Origin of the sequence: Acinetobacter sp. FDAARGOS_559 (assembly GCF_003940475.1) — a bacterium.
Lineage (GTDB): Bacteria > Pseudomonadota > Gammaproteobacteria > Pseudomonadales > Moraxellaceae > Acinetobacter > Acinetobacter baumannii.
This window is the reverse complement of sequence record NZ_RKJG01000005.1, coordinates 2349387-2368526: the sequence shown is the minus strand read 5'-3', so window position 1 is coordinate 2368526 and position 19140 is coordinate 2349387. Positions and strand designations below refer to the sequence as shown.

12 protein-coding genes, 2 tRNA genes and 3 rRNA genes are annotated in these 19140 nt (G+C 40.8%); 12 read left to right on the top strand and 5 right to left on the bottom strand.

The window, feature by feature from the left end:
• Positions 1-244 precede the first annotated feature (244 nt).
• From EGS71_RS12870 to erpA, 3 genes are all read left to right on the top strand, one after another.
• Positions 245-1252, top strand: a complete 1008-nt coding sequence (locus tag EGS71_RS12870; RefSeq protein ID WP_000724999.1) for a putative solute-binding protein — start codon at positions 245-247, stop codon at positions 1250-1252.
• A 342-nt stretch (positions 1253-1594) separates the two neighbouring features.
• A complete protein-coding gene (locus EGS71_RS12865; RefSeq protein WP_001212535.1) occupies positions 1595-2599 on the top strand; it encodes a putative solute-binding protein in 1005 nt (334 codons plus the stop codon).
• Positions 2600-2723: 124 nt separating this feature from the next.
• Positions 2724-3059 carry an iron-sulfur cluster insertion protein ErpA gene (erpA, locus tag EGS71_RS12860; RefSeq protein WP_000993572.1) on the top strand — a complete coding sequence of 112 codons (336 nt, stop codon included), beginning with the start codon at positions 2724-2726 and terminating at the stop codon, positions 3057-3059.
• A 54-nt stretch (positions 3060-3113) separates the two neighbouring features.
• Here the strand turns inward: erpA and EGS71_RS12855 are convergent, their stop codons facing one another.
• Together EGS71_RS12855 and EGS71_RS12850 are read right to left on the bottom strand one after the other, a co-directional pair.
• The gene (locus EGS71_RS12855; RefSeq protein ID WP_000366381.1) at positions 3114-3959 is read right to left on the bottom strand and encodes an alpha/beta fold hydrolase; all 846 of its coding nucleotides are present in this window, start codon (positions 3957-3959) and stop codon (positions 3114-3116) included.
• A 127-nt stretch (positions 3960-4086) separates the two neighbouring features.
• Complete coding sequence (locus tag EGS71_RS12850; protein WP_001274588.1) at positions 4087-5214, bottom strand: anhydro-N-acetylmuramic acid kinase; 1128 nt, start codon at positions 5212-5214, stop codon at positions 4087-4089.
• Between the two features lie 61 nt (positions 5215-5275).
• Here EGS71_RS12850 and tyrS point away from each other — a divergent pair, with 61 nt between their 5' ends.
• The 7 genes from tyrS (at position 5276) to EGS71_RS12810 (ending at position 13532) form a co-directional block, all read left to right on the top strand.
• Positions 5276-6508, top strand: a complete 1233-nt coding sequence (gene tyrS, locus EGS71_RS12845) for a tyrosine--tRNA ligase (protein ID WP_000335558.1) — start codon at positions 5276-5278, stop codon at positions 6506-6508.
• 948 nt (positions 6509-7456) lie between these two features.
• A 16S ribosomal RNA gene (locus tag EGS71_RS12835) occupies positions 7457-8993 on the top strand.
• A gap of 59 nt (positions 8994-9052) precedes the next feature.
• A tRNA-Ile gene (locus EGS71_RS12830) sits at positions 9053-9129 on the top strand.
• A gap of 55 nt (positions 9130-9184) precedes the next feature.
• Positions 9185-9260, top strand: a tRNA-Ala gene (locus tag EGS71_RS12825).
• A 340-nt stretch (positions 9261-9600) separates the two neighbouring features.
• A 23S ribosomal RNA gene (locus EGS71_RS12820) occupies positions 9601-12493 on the top strand.
• 184 nt (positions 12494-12677) lie between these two features.
• Positions 12678-12792: ribosomal RNA gene (gene rrf / locus EGS71_RS12815) — 5S ribosomal RNA — on the top strand.
• The 16S, 23S and 5S rRNA genes sit together here with 2 tRNA genes alongside, the layout of an rRNA operon.
• Before the next feature lie 140 nt (positions 12793-12932).
• Positions 12933-13532 (top strand): glutathione S-transferase family protein, encoded by a 600-nt coding sequence (locus EGS71_RS12810; RefSeq protein WP_000587887.1) that lies wholly within the window; start codon positions 12933-12935, stop codon positions 13530-13532.
• 57 nt (positions 13533-13589) lie between these two features.
• Here EGS71_RS12810 and EGS71_RS12805 read toward each other — a convergent pair whose 3' ends face one another.
• Complete coding sequence (locus tag EGS71_RS12805) at positions 13590-14282, bottom strand: TIGR04219 family outer membrane beta-barrel protein (protein WP_000698062.1); 693 nt, start codon at positions 14280-14282, stop codon at positions 13590-13592.
• Positions 14283-14910: 628 nt separating this feature from the next.
• On the opposite strand from EGS71_RS12805, the gene EGS71_RS12800 reads away from it, so the two are divergent.
• Both EGS71_RS12800 and EGS71_RS12795 read left to right on the top strand, forming a co-directional pair.
• A complete protein-coding gene (locus tag EGS71_RS12800) occupies positions 14911-16389 on the top strand; it encodes a sodium-dependent transporter (RefSeq protein WP_000132725.1) in 1479 nt (492 codons plus the stop codon).
• A gap of 12 nt (positions 16390-16401) precedes the next feature.
• The gene (locus EGS71_RS12795; RefSeq protein ID WP_001097630.1) at positions 16402-16545 is read left to right on the top strand and encodes a methionine/alanine import family NSS transporter small subunit; all 144 of its coding nucleotides are present in this window, start codon (positions 16402-16404) and stop codon (positions 16543-16545) included.
• A gap of 42 nt (positions 16546-16587) precedes the next feature.
• On the opposite strand, the gene rsmB is transcribed toward EGS71_RS12795, so the two are convergent.
• Entirely contained in the window at positions 16588-17892 is a 1305-nt protein-coding gene (rsmB, locus tag EGS71_RS12790; RefSeq protein ID WP_000084727.1) for a 16S rRNA (cytosine(967)-C(5))-methyltransferase RsmB, read from the bottom strand.
• Positions 17889-18851: a methionyl-tRNA formyltransferase gene (gene fmt, locus EGS71_RS12785; protein WP_000691199.1), complete on the bottom strand. Its 963-nt coding sequence runs from the start codon at positions 18849-18851 to the stop codon at positions 17889-17891. The genes rsmB and fmt overlap by 4 nt, the downstream gene beginning before the upstream one ends.
• Positions 18852-19140 lie beyond the last annotated feature (289 nt).

Genomic DNA, 19140 nt, shown 5'->3' with positions numbered 1-19140 from the left:
ATCACAAAAACCCTACAGATATTTCAAAGCTGAATATGGGTATGAAAATTGTGAATATAAAAAATAACTTACGGAAAATTAGCGATTTTTCATTTTAATAAATAATTTAAATCGAACAAACAATGGTTCAATGAGATAAAAATATTTGAGTAAAAGCTCTATTTTTTTCTAAAAAACATGATTAATATCTGTGTTTGAAAGGAAACTTCAAACAAAAAATCTGTTCCGTGGAAGGATGAAGAAAATGAAAAAAATCGTACTTGCTATGGCTGCCGCTTCTGTTGTTGGTTTTTCTGCTTCAGCGCAAGCAGCGAGTACCGTGTGTGTATTCGACCTCTTAGGAAAAGCAGGCGACTCATATAAAATGATGGAAGAATGGGCTCTAGCTGCAAAAGGCTGGGGTACTGAAATTAACTTAGTTCCTCGTCAGGACGAGGCTGTTGCAGATAATGATTTTAAAGCTGGTAAATGTGATGCCGTAGCAATGACAGCTATGCGCGCTCGCCAATATAACAAATTTGCCGGATCAATCGACTCACTTGGCGGCGTTCCTAATAACCAAATTGCTCAACGTGCTATTACTTATGTATTAGATGCACGTAATGCTGCAAAAATGACAACTAACCTTGGCGGTAAAAAATACGAAGTTGCTGGTATCTCTCCGTTAGGTTCAGCGTTCATTTTCGTACGTGATAAAAACATCAACTCAGTTGAAAAAGCTGCTGGTAAAAAATTCGCCGTATTAGGTTATGACGATGCACAAAAAATTATGGTGCAGCGCGTAGGTGCTCAGGCAGTTCTTTCTGATATTTCAAACTTTGCTGCTAAATTTAATAATGGTCAGGTAGATATGGTAGGTGCGCCTGCTTATGCATACAAACCATTAGAATTGAATAAAGGTTTGGGCGCAAACGGTGTAATGTGGAACTTCCCGGTATTACATGTAACGGCTGATTTAGTATTGCGTGCTGATAAATTCCCAGCAGGCTTTGGTCAAAAGTCTCGTGATTGGTTCGTAAAACAATTACCAAAAAGCTTTGCAATGATTAACCGTTTAGAAGCACAAATTCCAGGTAAATACAAAATGAACCTAAGTGCTGAAGACAAACTGAAATATCAAAAAATGTTACGTGATGGCCGTATGGATTTAACTAAACGCGGTATTTACGATGCAGGTATGATGTCTGTATTGAAAAAAGCACGTTGTTCTGTAGACAAAGCTAACTTTGAATGTTCAATGCCTGGTGAATAATTCATGTTGAACTTAAAAGCCTAGATTTATTCTAGGCTTTTTTGCTTTCTAAAGGCTGTCAATTCAGCCATTGTGATTCATTAAAAAGACGCTAATCTAAATTGAGGATAAAACTTCATCTGGATATATGAAGATATTAGAAAATAGAACAAGGAAGTGAGTCATTAAAAGAGCTAAGGGAATTTAACTCGTTATTTTTTATTGAGCTCGGATAAACAGAATTGATCATAACAATATCTAAAATGTGAATCTTAGATGAAGCGTATCTCATGAGAATCATGCCAACCAGCGTGAAATTTCTTGATGCCAAAAACAAAAAATTTACAAGGAAAGGAAAAGAATATGCGATTTTCCAAAACGCTTTTACTTGCGATGGGACTCACAACAATTTCATTTGCAGCCGAGGCCAAACAAACCATATGTGTTTTTGATTTTGTTGGTAAAAATGGCGATGTCTATGCACTCATGAAGGACTATCAGCTTGCAGCGAAAAACTGGGGAGCTGATATCGAACTAAAAGTAAACCAGAATGAAGCAGTGATTGCTGAAGATTTTAAAGCGGGCAAATGTGATGGTATTAGTGTATCAGGCATGCGTGGACGTCAATTCAACTCATTTACGGGATCATTAGATGCAATTGGCGCGATTCCAGATCTCAAACTTGCTGTTAAAGTCATGCAAGGTTTAGCAAGCCAAACCTTTAGTAAATATATGGTCAATGGCCGCTATGAGGTAGTAGGTGTTATTCCGGTAGGAGATGCTTACCTTTTAGTAAACGACCGTAGTATTAATACCGTAGCGAAAGCTGCGGGTAAAAAAATCGCCGTATTAGACTACGATGAAGCACAAAAAATCATGGTTCAGCAGGTGGGTGCGCAGGCTGTGAGTGCAGATGTAACTAATTTCGGGGCCAAATTTAACAATCATCAGGTCGATATTATTGGTGCGCCAGCAGCAGCTTTTAAACCTTTAGAGTTACAAAAAGGCTTAGGTACAAAAGGGGCAATTGTAAACTATCCAATTTTACAGGTGACCGGAAATATTATTATTCGTCCAGACAAATTCCCAGCTGGTTTTGGTCAGAAATCTAGAGAGTGGGTGGCTGGTCAGTTACCGCGTGCTTTTACTATCTTGGGTAAAATGAAAGCGGATATTCCGCAAAAATATTGGATGGAAGTACCAGCTGCCGATAAACCGGGTTATCAAAAGCTCATGCGTGAATCACGAATTAATCTTACAAAACGCGGTGTTTATGATAAACGGATGATGAAACTATTATGGCAATTCCGTTGTAAGCAAGACGCGAAAAACTTTGAATGTGGCTTACAAGATGAGAATTACAAATAATCTTGATAAAAATACTCAAGATTCGCTTTAAACTTCGAAGACAGACCCTATATTGATTATGCTATACTCAATATAGGGTCTTTTTTATTTTGAAAGGCACAGCAAAATCCGAGGAACAATCATCATGAATGCCCAAGCTCTAGTTTTGACAGATAATGCTGCCAATAAGGTACGCCAACTCCGTGATAGTGAAGGGAATGACGATCTCATGTTACGTGTATATGTAACCGGAGGCGGGTGTTCAGGGTTTTCATACGGCTTCAATTTCGCCGAAAGCGTAAATGAAGATGATGCTGAATTTGTAAATGGCGATGTAAAGATGCTGGTTGACTCACTCAGCTATCAATATTTAGTTGGCTCAGTGGTTGATTATGTTGAAGGCCTTGAAGGTTCACGCTTTATTGTGCAGAACCCGAATGCGACAACAACCTGTGGTTGTGGTTCTTCATTCTCAATTTAAAAAGAATTTTAAATAAAAAACCTCTCATTATAGAGAGGTTTTTTATTTATAAGATTATGCTTGATCATGTATAGATTCTAAAAAGCACTGTACGAGTTCAGGTGCATTTTGATAAGGAATCCAATGAGAGGCATCCATAAAAATAGCCTTATAATTATTTTTAAAATAACCTGAATTTAACATGGCACTTTTTTCTGTTACTGCAATATCATGCTTACCCCAAATAAAAAGAGTGGGAACGTCTATTGCTTTAAAAAGATTTTCAGGCTTTTCCCAAAAAAAGCCACGATACCAGTTTAATGCCGTAGTTAGCCTATTTTCTTTTATAAATTCAGTTTCGAATATTTCAATTTGCTGTTCGGTCATGCCAGATGATTTAAGAAATTTTCTTGCTACTTTAGGCATTTTCTTAAATAAAAGTTCGGGCAAAATAGGAAGCTGAAAAACTGCAAAATAATAAGATTTTAGTAGTTGATTGCTACTTAAGCAGGCTTTTAAAAAAGCAGCTTGATGGGGTACGGAAACTAAAGTGAGATGTTGAATATACTGCGGATACTTCATAGCTACACTAGACGCAATTACAGAACCCCAATCGTGCCCAATTAAATAAACTGGTTGACCAAGTCCCTTAATAAAAACTGCGACATCTTCAGTTAGTTCACTTAAAGCGTAATGAAAGCGGCTTTGTGGTCTAGCATTTAGACTATAACCACGTTGATGGATCGCAAATGTTCTAAATTGATGCTCATGCAATAATTCCGAAGTCTGCTCCCAACTATGGGCAGTTTCTGGAAAGCCATGCAATAAAACCACGAGAGGGCCATCTATAGGGCCTGAATCAATGACATTGAATGCCCAAGCCCCACGTGTGTATTGATGAATACGTTTGGTCAGATCCATAACAACATGCCTTACTTATTTTTGTTGGCATTTATCATGAATTTTTATGACCAATTTAATAACAGCATTTCGGGTCAGGAAATGTGTTATGAGGTCGAATCTATCTAATTAAATCGAATAAGTAGCTTTATACCGCCGTGATCGTGCCTAAGATTCTAAAATCTGAAGCTCCTGTTACCGCAGGTAAATTACCACTTAAACCGTCCACAAAACGCATTGCTAACCATGCAAATGCTGTAGCCTCAACCCAAGTAGGGGAGAGTCCTAAAACATCAGTGGTTTGAACTGACCAATTGTGCTTACGTAAGCGCCAACGTAATTGTTCTAATAAATAAGAGTTATAAGCTCCACCTCCACATACATAAACTTCACCTGTTTCCATATTAGAACGATAGATCGCTTTTTGAATGGCACGTACAGTAAGTTTTAATAAGGTGGCTTGGATATTTTCAGGTGTATCTTCTAACTCATCGTAAGTTAAATCATTACGCCAATCGATTAACTGATCATCTAGCCAATCAATATTGAAATCTTCACGTCCCGTACTTTTAGGTGGCTCTTTAGAAAAATACTCATGAGCATAAAGACGGTCGAGTAACGAACGAATAGGATGACCGTAAGCCGCCCAATCGCCATTTTCATCGTATGGATGGCCTGTATGGCGATGACACCATGCATCCATCAAAATATTCGCAGGTCCCGTATCAAAACCAAAAACGCCGTCCGGATTGTTAGCTGGCAGCATACTTACATTGGCAATACCGCCTAAATTCAAAATCACCCGATGAATACTTGGATGTTGAAATAATGCCTGATGAAATGCAGGCACTAATGGAGCGCCTTGACCACCTGCTGCCATATCTCTACGACGGAAATCTGAAACAACCGGAATTTGAGTGATCTCAGTAATAATGTTTGGATCGCCAATTTGTAGCGTAAAACCATGCTCTGGACGATGACGAATGGTTTGTCCATGCGACCCAATCGCTTTAATTTGACTACGATCTAATTGGTGCTTTTCAATAAGAGAATTAATCCCGTGACCAATCATTTTGGCTAGAGCAACATCAGCTTTACCCATGCGGTCAATTTCATTGTCATCGGGTAAAGTTAATGCCATAAGCTCATCACGTAACTCGGGTTCGAATGGAACTGTAAGTGTGGCATGAAGCTGTAGTGGCTCAAATGAAGCCGCAACAATATCCACACCATCCATACTAGTGCCAGTCATTACGCCGATATAGATTGCGCTCATATGCAACTTCCCCTGCAAGACGCTGAAAAAATGTTAGTATATCGCACAAATTGAATAACTGATGTGTTTAGGTTTTGTGATGTCAAATTTCTTGCCCGCCGAAGAACAGCTTGCCCTCATCCAACGAGGCACGCACGAAATTATTTCAGAAGAAGATTTACTGAAAAAGCTTAAAGAGAATCGTCCTCTTAAAATTAAAGCTGGTTTTGACCCTACGGCACCAGATTTACATTTAGGGCATACGGTTCTTATTAACAAACTAAAAACGTTTCAAGATTTGGGTCATGAAGTTACTTTCTTGATTGGTGACTACACAGCGATGATTGGTGACCCAACGGGGAAAAGTGCAACTCGTCCGCCGTTATCACGCGAACAAGTTGAAGCTAACGCTAAAACTTATCAAGAACAAGTTTTCAAAATTTTAGATCCGAATAAAACAAAAGTACGTTTTAACTCAGAGTGGTTTAATCAAAAGTCTGCTGCGGATCTTATTCAGTTGGCAAGCCAGCAAACAGTATCACGTATGTTAGAGCGTGATGACTTCACTAAGCGTTATAACAACCATCAGCCAATTGCGATTCATGAGTTCTTATATCCTTTAGTTCAAGGCTATGACTCTATCGCACTTGAAGCAGACGTTGAGTTAGGTGGTACAGACCAAACCTTTAACTTACTTATGGGCCGTACGTTACAAAGCCGTTATGGCCAAGAATCACAAGTGTGTATCACCGTACCAATTCTAGAAGGTTTAGATGGCGTAAATAAAATGTCTAAATCTTTAGGTAACTATATTGGTGTTTTTGATGCGCCAGGTGCAATGTACCAAAAAGTATTATCAATGCCTGACTCTTTAATCGAACGTTATTTCGATTTATTAAGTTTTAAATCTCTAGATGAGATCAAAGCTTTATTAGATGAAATCGCGGCTGGTCGTAATCCACAAGAAGTAAAACGTATTCTTGCACTCGAGTTGGTTGAACGCTTCCATGATGCTGAAGCAGCTGCTAATGCTCATAAGAGTGCTGGTAACCGTATTACAGAAGGTGAAGTGCCGGCAGATACTCCTGAAGTAACTATTTCACGTGGTGAGTTTGGTGGTGAAATCTTTATTGCCACGATTCTTCGCGTAGCAGGATTAAATCCAAATGCAGCAGCTGCAAAAGATGCTGTTGCACGCGGTGCAGTAAAAGTAGACTGGAATGTAGTAGATGCAAGTTTCTCTGTAAAAGAAAACGGGACTTTTATTATTCAGTCTGGGAAAAAAGCAATTGCACGTGTAACTTTCACTGACTAAAAGTTATGTAGTGATAGAAAAGCAGGAGTAATCCTGCTTTTTTTATTTCAGAACTATAAAACCAATTAAGCGTTCCACGTGGAACCATCTAAGTATTATTAAGAATAAAATAAATTAAAAAATAAAAATAAATATAAAGTAGGGTAGAGTATTTGCTCTAATATTTCTTTGGATTCTTTGGATTCTTTGGATTCTTTGGATTCTTTGGATTCTTTGGATTCTTTGGATTCTTTGGATTCTTTGGATTCTTTGGATTCTTTGGATTCTTTGGATTCTTTGGATTCTTTGGATTCTTTGGATTCTTTGGATTCTTTGGATTCTTTGGATTCTTTGGATTCTTTGGATTCTTTGGATTCTTTGGAATAAAAAAGCTTATAGAGGAATAAAAACTATATAAAAAACTCCCTAACTCCAAAATGATTATATAGCTAAAGATAAAAACAAATAAAAAATAGCAAAAATGCCTAAAAAAAAGCCATATATATCACTTTTTTCGCAAAATAGTAGAAAAAAACGGCACTCAAATGAAAAAGGGATAAATACCCCTTGCAAAGGGAATGAGATGGTCTATAATGCACATCCATCGGCGGTGATGCAGATAGAAACTTGTTGAAAAACAGTTACTTGTGATTAGATTGGTTGCTTTAAGCGATGAGTTTGATGGTAAGTTGGTTTAGAGACTAAGTTTTAAAAATATCGAAATTACCTGTTGACTTTTAAGAGATTAAGAGTAATATAGCCGACCTAGCTTGCTGGTGACGAACCAGTAAGAAGATCATTAAGAGAATTGAAGAACAACTTGTGTGGATTTTTACTGATTGATTAATCGAAATAATTTTCATTGATTGATTGGTTTAAATTACTCGAAGTTTATTTGAGCGAAATTTAAGTCAGTAATTGATGAGCCAGAATTGGTACCTTGTCTATAAATAAGGTACAAAATGATTTTAACTGAAGAGTTTGATCATGGCTCAGATTGAACGCTGGCGGCAGGCTTAACACATGCAAGTCGAGCGGGGGAAGGTAGCTTGCTACCGGACCTAGCGGCGGACGGGTGAGTAATGCTTAGGAATCTGCCTATTAGTGGGGGACAACATCTCGAAAGGGATGCTAATACCGCATACGTCCTACGGGAGAAAGCAGGGGATCTTCGGACCTTGCGCTAATAGATGAGCCTAAGTCGGATTAGCTAGTTGGTGGGGTAAAGGCCTACCAAGGCGACGATCTGTAGCGGGTCTGAGAGGATGATCCGCCACACTGGGACTGAGACACGGCCCAGACTCCTACGGGAGGCAGCAGTGGGGAATATTGGACAATGGGGGGAACCCTGATCCAGCCATGCCGCGTGTGTGAAGAAGGCCTTATGGTTGTAAAGCACTTTAAGCGAGGAGGAGGCTACTTTAGTTAATACCTAGAGATAGTGGACGTTACTCGCAGAATAAGCACCGGCTAACTCTGTGCCAGCAGCCGCGGTAATACAGAGGGTGCGAGCGTTAATCGGATTTACTGGGCGTAAAGCGTGCGTAGGCGGCTTATTAAGTCGGATGTGAAATCCCCGAGCTTAACTTGGGAATTGCATTCGATACTGGTGAGCTAGAGTATGGGAGAGGATGGTAGAATTCCAGGTGTAGCGGTGAAATGCGTAGAGATCTGGAGGAATACCGATGGCGAAGGCAGCCATCTGGCCTAATACTGACGCTGAGGTACGAAAGCATGGGGAGCAAACAGGATTAGATACCCTGGTAGTCCATGCCGTAAACGATGTCTACTAGCCGTTGGGGCCTTTGAGGCTTTAGTGGCGCAGCTAACGCGATAAGTAGACCGCCTGGGGAGTACGGTCGCAAGACTAAAACTCAAATGAATTGACGGGGGCCCGCACAAGCGGTGGAGCATGTGGTTTAATTCGATGCAACGCGAAGAACCTTACCTGGCCTTGACATACTAGAAACTTTCCAGAGATGGATTGGTGCCTTCGGGAATCTAGATACAGGTGCTGCATGGCTGTCGTCAGCTCGTGTCGTGAGATGTTGGGTTAAGTCCCGCAACGAGCGCAACCCTTTTCCTTACTTGCCAGCATTTCGGATGGGAACTTTAAGGATACTGCCAGTGACAAACTGGAGGAAGGCGGGGACGACGTCAAGTCATCATGGCCCTTACGGCCAGGGCTACACACGTGCTACAATGGTCGGTACAAAGGGTTGCTACACAGCGATGTGATGCTAATCTCAAAAAGCCGATCGTAGTCCGGATTGGAGTCTGCAACTCGACTCCATGAAGTCGGAATCGCTAGTAATCGCGGATCAGAATGCCGCGGTGAATACGTTCCCGGGCCTTGTACACACCGCCCGTCACACCATGGGAGTTTGTTGCACCAGAAGTAGCTAGCCTAACTGCAAAGAGGGCGGTTACCACGGTGTGGCCGATGACTGGGGTGAAGTCGTAACAAGGTAGCCGTAGGGGAACCTGCGGCTGGATCACCTCCTTAACGAAAGATTGACGATTGGTAAGAATCCACAACAAGTTGTTCTTCATAGATGTATCTGAGGGTCTGTAGCTCAGTTGGTTAGAGCACACGCTTGATAAGCGTGGGGTCACAAGTTCAAGTCTTGTCAGACCCACCATGACTTTGACTGGTTGAAGTTATAGATAAAAGATACATGATTGATGATGTAAGCTGGGGACTTAGCTTAGTTGGTAGAGCGCCTGCTTTGCACGCAGGAGGTCAGGAGTTCGACTCTCCTAGTCTCCACCAGAACTTAAGATAAGTTCGGATTACAGAAATTAGTAAATAAAGATTAAGATCTTGGTTTATTAACTTCTGTGATTTCATTATCACGGTAATTAGTGTGATCTGACGAAGACACATTAACTCATTAACAGATTGGCAAAATTGAGTCTGAAATAAATTGTTCACTCAAGAGTTTAGGTTAAGCGATTAATCTAGATGAATTGAGAACTAGCAAATTAACTGAATCAAGCGTTTTGGTATGTGAATTTAGATTGAAGCTGTACGGTGCTTAAGTGCACAGTGCTCTAAACTGAAATGTTGAAGTTACTAACTTGTAGGTAACATCGACTGTTTGGGGTTGTATAGTCAAGTAATTAAGTGCATGTGGTGGATGCCTTGGCAGTCAGAGGCGATGAAAGACGTGATAGCCTGCGAAAAGCTCCGGGGAGGCGGCAAATATCCTTTGATCCGGAGATGTCTGAATGGGGGAACCCACCTACTTTAAGGTAGGTATTGCAACATGAATACATAGTGTTGCAAGGCGAACGAGGGGAAGTGAAACATCTCAGTACCCTTAGGAAAAGAAATCAATTGAGATTCCCTCAGTAGCGGCGAGCGAACGGGGATCAGCCCATTAAGTTATGTGTGTTTTAGTGGAACGCTCTGGGAAGTGCGAACGTAGAGGGTGATATTCCCGTACACGAAAGGGCACACATAATGATGACGAGTAGGGCGAGGCACGTGAAACCTTGTCTGAATATGGGGGGACCATCCTCCAAGGCTAAATACTCCTGACTGACCGATAGTGAACCAGTACCGTGAGGGAAAGGCGAAAAGAACCCCTGTGAGGGGAGTGAAATAGATCCTGAAACCGCATGCATACAAGCAGTGGGAGCACCTTCGTGGTGTGACTGCGTACCTTTTGTATAATGGGTCAGCGACTTATATTCAGTAGCGAGGTTAACCGTATAGGGGAGCCGTAGAGAAATCGAGTCTTAATAGGGCGTTTAGTTGCTGGGTATAGACCCGAAACCAGGCGATCTATCCATGAGCAGGTTGAAGGTTGGGTAACACTAACTGGAGGACCGAACCCACTGTCGTTGAAAAGCCAGGGGATGACTTGTGGATAGGGGTGAAAGGCTAATCAAGCCTGGTGATAGCTGGTTCTCCCCGAAAGCTATTTAGGTAGCGCCTCGGACGAATACCATAGGGGGTAGAGCACTGTTTCGGCTAGGGGGTCATCCCGACTTACCAAACCGATGCAAACTCCGAATACCTATGAGTACTATCCGGGAGACAGACTGCGGGTGCTAACGTCCGTAGTCAAGAGGAAAACAATCCAGACCGCCAGCTAAGGCCCCAAAATCATAGTTAAGTGGGAAACGATGTGGGAAGGCATAGACAGCTAGGAGGTTGGCTTAGAAGCAGCCACCCTTTAAAGAAAGCGTAATAGCTCACTAGTCGAGTCGGCCTGCGCGGAAGATGTAACGGGGCTAAAACTATGTGCCGAAGCTGCGGATGTATACTTTGTATACGTGGTAGGGGAGCGTTCTGTAAGCCGATGAAGGTGTGTTGAGAAGCATGCTGGAGGTATCAGAAGTGCGAATGCTGACGTGAGTAACGACAAAACGGGTGAAAAACCCGTTCGCCGAAAGACCAAGGGTTCCAGTCCAACGTTAATCGGGGCTGGGTGAGTCGACCCCTAAGGCGAGGCCGAAAGGCGTAGTCGATGGGAAAATGGTTAATATTCCATTACTTCTGTGTAATGCGATGAGAGGACGGAGAAGGCTAAATCAGCCTGGCGTTGGTTGTCCAGGTGAAAGGAAGTAGGCATGTATCTTAGGCAAATCCGGGGTACTCTATGCTGAGATCTGATAGCAAGCTGTACTTGTACAGCGAAGTGGTTGATGCCATGCTTCCAGGAAAAGTCTCTAAGCTTCAGTTACACAGGAATCGTACCCGAAACCGACACAGGTGGTCAGGTCGAGTAGACCAAGGCGCTTGAGAGAACTCTGCTGAAGGAACTAGGCAAAATGGTACCGTAACTTCGGGAGAAGGTACGCTGTTGTTGGTGATGGAACTCGCTTCCTGAGCTGACGACAGCCGCAGAAACCAGGCCGCTGCAACTGTTTATTAAAAACATAGCACTCTGCAAACACGAAAGTGGACGTATAGGGTGTGATGCCTGCCCGGTGCTGGAAGGTTAATTGATGGGGTTAGCGTAAGCGAAGCTCTTGATCGAAGCCCCAGTAAACGGCGGCCGTAACTATAACGGTCCTAAGGTAGCGAAATTCCTTGTCGGGTAAGTTCCGACCTGCACGAATGGCATAATGATGGCGGCGCTGTCTCCAGCAGAGGCTCAGTGAAATCGAAATCGCTGTGAAGATGCAGTGTACCCGCGGCTAGACGGAAAGACCCCGTGAACCTTTACTGCAGCTTGACACTGAACTTTGACCTTACTTGTGTAGGATAGGTGGGAGGCTTTGAAGCTGGAACGCTAGTTCCAGTGGAGCCGTCCTTGAAATACCACCCTGGTAATGTTGAGGTTCTAACTCTGTCCCGTGATCCGGGACGAGGACCGTGTCTGGTGGGTAGTTTGACTGGGGCGGTCTCCTCCTAAAGAGTAACGGAGGAGTACGAAGGTGCGCTCAGCGTGGTCGGAAATCACGCGTAGAGTATAAAGGCAAAAGCGCGCTTAACTGCGAGACCCACAAGTCGAGCAGGTACGAAAGTAGGTCTTAGTGATCCGGTGGTTCTGTATGGAAGGGCCATCGCTCAACGGATAAAAGGTACTCTGGGGATAACAGGCTGATACCGCCCAAGAGTTCATATCGACGGCGGTGTTTGGCACCTCGATGTCGGCTCATCTCATCCTGGGGCTGAAGCAGGTCCCAAGGGTATGGCTGTTCGCCATTTAAAGAGGTACGCGAGCTGGGTTTAGAACGTCGTGAGACAGTTCGGTCCCTATCTACCGTGGGCGCTGGAAATTTGAGAGGATCTGCTCCTAGTACGAGAGGACCAGAGTGGACGAACCTCTGGTGTACCGGTTGTGACGCCAGTCGCATCGCCGGGTAGCTATGTTCGGAAGGGATAACCGCTGAAAGCATCTAAGCGGGAAGCCTACCTCAAGATAAGATTTCCCTAGGACTTTATGTCCTCTAAAGAGCCGTTCGAGACTAGGACGTTGATAGGTTGGATGTGGAAGCATAGTGATATGTGAAGCTGACCAATACTAATTGCTCGTGAGGCTTGACTATACAACACCCAAGCAGTTGTATATGAAGCATCAATCGATTCTTAAATATGCAAGACAACTTGATTTAGTTATACCTCTAGCTAAAATGAACAGATAAAGTAAGATTCAATCAGCCCAGTCTGTTACAGATTTGGAAAACGCTTCGGCATTAAATAAGACCCAGGCAAGTATCCATAAACAGTTGTGCTGGCGACCATAGCAAGAGTGAACCACCTGATCCCTTCCCGAACTCAGAAGTGAAACCTCTTAGCGCTGATGGTAGTGTGGGATTACCCATGTGAGAGTAAGTCATCGCCAGCTCATTATTCTAAACACCCCAATCTCAAAAGAGGTTGGGGTGTTTTTTTATAGCCGGTAAATCAAAATATTATGGAAGTGTTGTGTTATAAACAATAAGAAAATTATATATTTAAATATGCAGAATAAGGGGGTAAGTACCTATGATAATCTATGGTGATGTAGATTCAGGTAATTGTTATAAAATCAAACTGTTACTATCCCTATTAAATATAAATCATAGATGGATTCATGTTGATATTTTAAATAAAGATACTCAAACAGCAGAGTTTCTATCTTTAAATCCTAATGGGAAAATACCTGTCTTAGTTTTAGATGATGGACGGGTTCTAAGTGAGTCTAACGCTATTCTAGGCTACTTGGCTGAGGGAACGGAATTGATTCCTGCAGATCCTTATATGAAGGCAAAAATGTACCAATGGATGTTCTTTGAACAATATAGCCATGAACCGTTTATTGCAGTTGCTCGTTTTATTAATAAATATCTAGGTTTACCGCCAGAAAGAATAGAGGAATATCATAAATTACAACCAAAAGGCCATAAAGCGTTATCTATTATGAATAAAGCTTTAGTAGAGCACGACTATCTTGTTGGAAATAAATTTACAATTGCTGATATTGCTTTATATGCATACACGCATGTAGCTGAGGAAGGCGGCTTCGATTTAAAGTTATACCCAAATATTCAAGAATGGTGTCAACGAATTCAAAAATGTCCAAAATATGTGAGTATGGTTGAATAAAAAAGAACTCTTATAGAGTTCTTTTTTATATGGGGAAGCTCAAAATTCTGTTTTAATTTAGAAATGTGCTTCTAAGCCTACATAAGGTCCTTTAAATTCAAATTTAAGATCATTGTTATCGTAATCATCTAAATCGATATTGAGGATACGATAACCAGCTGTTAAGCCTAAATCGATTAATAAATTATCGGCAAACTTATACTTTGCTTCCACTAACGCATCTGTAATTTTTGCATCATCAAAGTTTGTATATGTTGCTTCACCTTTAGCGCTTAACCCTGTAAATGGAAGTTTTACTTCACCTGATAAATAAGCAATCGGATATGTCTTATCAATATCTACACGTTTACCAGTATAGGCAGTAATATCTCCATTTAGTACAGTTGCACCAAGACCTGCATCTACACTGACAATATTATCTAGTAACTCATAGTAGAGAATAAAATCACTATGATCTAAATCAACGTTATAGTTAGCTTGACCCAAAGTTTCTGATTTAGTTTGAGTATCTAAATTAACATAACGAATTTTTGCATTTGGAATAAACGGGATTGGGTGCTCAAAAGCTAATGAAAGTTGAGCACTACCTTTTCGGTCTAGATCTTGATCTTCAGGAGATTGTGAAGACATATTAGCTTTGCCGTCATAAAACCAGTAGCCAACGTCTCCTTTTACGCCTATAAAATCTGCTTGTGCGAATCCGCTAAGTCCCATCCCGAGTGCTAAAAAAGACAGTTTTAATATTTTCATCATCAATCCTAAAAAGAAAATCTTTGAACGCATGATATAGATATCTTTGCAGTTATGCATTGATGAAAAATGGTGAATATAAAGCTTCTATATCTTCAATTTTTAACATTCTTTTATTTAATTAATTTTTGTATAAAAATTAATTGCTTATAATGAGTTGAGTTTTAGAGGTTTTAGTATAAATTTTGTGTAAGGGATCGATAATACTTTGATATTTTACTCATCTATAAATTAGTTGATATATCTACTTTATGGATGGGAATGAAATTTTAATGGTAGAAAATATCATTGAATATAAGAAGGTAATAATATGCTTTAAAACAGGAATATTAGCTAAAAAATAACCAATCTAGATAAGAATCTCTAAAAAAACGTAAATTTTCAGACGGAAATTACAGTAAAAAGAAATAAAAACAGGTATTGTTCAGCTATATAGGGGCAAAAAATGGACAAAAATCTTTAAGGAAGAATTTTCTATTTTTGCTTGTTTGTTAAGGGAATAAAAATACTCAAAAGGTGCATTTTATTTTCTACAAACACAAAAGTATTTTTTGGTTCTTTTTTTGCATGCGGAATAACAATCAACAATAGCAGTAAAAATAAGTAATCTTTTAACATTAGGTGTTCTATGACAGATACTCGTGAAAACTGGACGTCACGATCTGGTTTTATTATTGCAGCCGTTGGTTCGGCTGTAGGCTTAGGTAATATTTGGCGCTTTCCGTACGTTGCGTATGAAAATGGCGGTGGTGCGTTTCTTATTCCCTATCTATTAGCACTCATTACTGCTGGTTTACCGTTATTATTTTTAGATTATGCGGTAGGCCATCGTAGTACTGGTTCACCTCCTAAGGCATATCGTGCCTTATTTAAAGGTGGTGAAACATTAGGGTGGTGGCAGGTTTGTGTCTGTATCATCATTGGTTTGTACTATGCAAGCGTACTTACATGGGCTGGTAGCTATGTTTACTTCTCTATTGGCCAAATGTGGGGAAGTGATCCGGAAGGTTTCTTCTTTAATACCTATTTGCAGACCACAAAAGCAACCGGCTTTGATCTACAGTTTGTAGGTCATTTATTCTGGCCGATTGTTGGGATTTGGGCACTTACTCTCATCATTCTTTATGGTGGTGTGAAAAAAGGTGTGGAATTATCGAATAAGATTTTCATGCCTTTATTATTCATTCTCTTCACTATTTTAGTTATTCAATCGTTACGTTTACCAGGTGCGGTACAAGGTTTAAATGCATTCTTTACACCGAACTGGTCTGCAATGATGGATTATAAAGTTTGGTTAGCTGCCTATGGCCATACTTTCTTTTCACTCTCAGTTGGTTTCGGGATCATGGTCACCTATGCATCCTATTTAAAACCAAAAACGAATTTAACTGGTTCTGGTTTAATCGTTGGTTTTGCAAATGCATCAACAGAGATTTTAGCGGGTATTGGTATCTTCGCAGCGCTTGGCTTTATGGCACATGCCGCAGGTACTGAAGTTAAGGATGTTGTGAGTGGCGGTATCGGACTCGCATTTATTGCTTTCCCTAAAATTATTTCAAGTTTAGGTTCTGGTGCTGATCTATTCGGTCTTTTATTCTTCTCTTCATTATTTGTTGCTGGTATTTCTTCAATGGTCAGTATTTTGGAAGTGCCTATTGCAGCAATGCAAGATAAGTTAAAGTGGGGACGTAAGAAAGCGGTAACGATTATTGGTGGTGGTAGTGCACTGGTTTCAATTATTTTATTCTCAAGTGTAAACGCAATTAAGCTCGTTGATATTGTTGATCACTTTATTAATAACATTGGGATTATTGGTGGGGCTTTATTATCAATTATTAGCGTAGCTTGGTTTAAACGTTCAGCACTTAAAGAGCTTCGCGACCATGTAAACCGTATCTCAACCATTCAATTGGGTAAAGGCTGGGACTTCACTTTAACAGTCATTACCTCTTTAATCTTATTAACAACACTCTGTATGACTGTTTTTAATTTGATCAAAAATGGCTATGATACTTATAGTATGAGCTTACAAGGTGTCTTCGGCTGGGGCAGTGTGATTTTCTGTGCAGTCGTTGCTATCGTGTTAAGTAAAATGAAAGATCGCTAGGAGGATAAAATAATGAATACTTCGGCAATCGTGATGTTAATAATTTCGATGGTATTTGTATGGGGTGGATTAGCATTATCCATCTTACATTTAACAAAGCATCCTGAAGAGTTAGATGAAGTTTTAGAAGAAGTAAAAGATCAGCATACACTTTGATATTCTGATCTAGTCAAAAAGCAGGCATAACGCCTGCTTTTTTTATGCAATTTTTTGAATTTTACAATAATAAAATCCATCACCAGATTGTGCTTCTGGCAACAGTTGTCTGCCATGAACTTGTTCAATTCCCCAATCTGCCTCGATTTTCACTTCTTTTGCATCAGCATGTTCTGTGAAGAAGTTAGTCATCTGCTGTTCGTTTTCAGATTTTAAAATTGAGCAGGTGATATAAAGCAATGTACCGCCAACTTTGAGTTGCTGCCACATGTGCTCTAAGATCTGCTTTTGTAGCTCAATGGTTTGGGCTATGTCACTAGATTGGCGCAATAGGCGTATGTCAGGATGACGTCGAATCACACCTGTCGCAGAACAAGGAGCATCAAGTACGATACAATCTACAGGTTGAACAGGAGTCCACTTGGTTGCATCGGCTGCCAAAATTTCCGTATGACTTTGATCGAGTGCTAAGCGATTTAAGTTTTCAGTCACGCGGACTAAACGACTGGGGTCCTGATCAATGGCGATGAGCTGTGCTGGTTTAAACTTTTCAAGCAAATGAGCCGTTTTACCACCAGGGGCCGCACAAGCGTCAATAACCGTTTTATTGTTTAAATCAGGCAACAAGGTGGAACATAGCTGTGCATGTTCATCTTGTACAGAGAACCAGCCTTGTTCAAAACCCGGTAACTGAGTGATTTGTACAGATTGCTCAAGGACAATACCAGCTTCGGAAAACAAACACGCACGTGCCTGAATGTCTAAACTTTGTAGTTTTGCTAAATAAGCATCTCGACCAATATGACGCTGGTTCACCCGTAAAGTTAAAGGCGCGGCTTGCTTTAACGATTGGCAGAGAGCTTCTGTTTGTTCTCCCCAATCCTTTTTTAACCGTTTAAAAAGCCAACTTGGTAAGCCATGTGCTTGCTGTAAACCTTGCTGAAAGTCATCAGTTTCACGAGTTGCTCGACGCAAAATTGCATTAACAATACCACTGAGTGCAGGGAAACCAAGTTGTTTAGTTGCATCGACTGTTTCCGAGATGGCAGCGTGCGCTGCAATACGCGTGCATAAAACTTGATAAAGGCCAACGTATAGGCAGGTTTCTACAGTCTCATTGTTTAAAGGTTTGCTGAGTAAAGGCAGGCTAATTGACTTAAGTGCGAACCATTGGCGCAATGTACCTAAAACAAGTTCATGAAATAGTGCACGATCACGCTCTGCTACTTGATTCAGCTGTGTATTTAAAATACTAGCGAGCGATTGACCTTGCTGAACTTTTAGCAAGGTCTGGACGACTTGAGCGCGCAGGTTAAAACGTGATGAATTTGAAGTAACCTGACTCATGGCAGAATCTGTCCTACGTGAAGTTTTTGAGTTTGTGCAATTTGTTGAGTATTTAATGCTTTACCACCCGGCCACTGCACACTCGTTAAACAAATAAATGTATTTTCACCGCAAGCGACATGTACACCCTGTTTATCGATTGCAATAATTTCACCAGCTTGAGCATCTGCTTTGTTTTGATTAGAAATTGTTGAATTCCAAACACGCAGCGCATTATTTTCATCAAGTTGAATAAAGGCAACAGGCCATGGGTTGAATGCCCGGATATTGCGGTCAACTTGAACTGCATTCATAGACCAATCAATACGAGCTTCTGATTTCACGAGTTTATGCGCATAGACTGTTAAGCTTTCGTCTTGAACTTCACGTTCTGCTAAATATTTTTGCAGAGTTTCTTCTGACTCAAGTACCGCACAAATTGCTGTTGCACCTTGAGCTGCAAGTTTGTCATGCAACGTCGCTGATGTATCTTCGGAAGTGATTGGGCAATAGGTTTTATACATCATATCGCCTGTATCTAAACCCGCCGCCATTTGCATGATGGTGATACCAGTTTCATCGTCACCTGTTGCAATTGCACGCTGAATCGGTGCTGCACCGCGCCAGCGTGGTAATAATGAGCCGTGAATATTTAAACAACCATATTTAGGTGTATCGAGCACAGCTTGTGGAAGAATTAAGCCATATGCTGCAACTACCATGACATCAGCGCCTAAAGCAGCAAGTTCTTGTTGAGCTGCCAGGCCTTCTTCAGTTGAAGCTTTGAAGTGAAGCGGTTGATAAACAGGAATATTATGTTCCAGCGCAAGCTGTTTTACAGGAGACGGTGTTAGTTTTTGTCCACGACCTGCTTTACGGTCTGGTTGAGTATAAACCGCGATAATTTCATGGGAAGTTTTTAGTAGAGCCGCCAATGCTGTTGCAGCAAATTCGGGGGTGCCAGCAAAAATAATTTTCACAAATGCAATCCAAAAAAAGTTTAACGCTAGTATACGTGAAAAACGATTGAAGCCCTAAATCGAGGTACAAAGGAGAGCTAAAGCCATAAATAGTGAACAAAAAATTATTCAAAAACTTTTATTGATAAAAAAAGGTTATAAAAAAATAAAAAATTATTCATGTAAGTTTTGCTAAATATTGACTGAGTATTATCGTTCTTGGCTTTCCCAATATTATTTGCTTCTATAGAATGGAGAATGATCAAATTATGATGATGAGTCAATATTCCGACTGATCTAACGCTATATC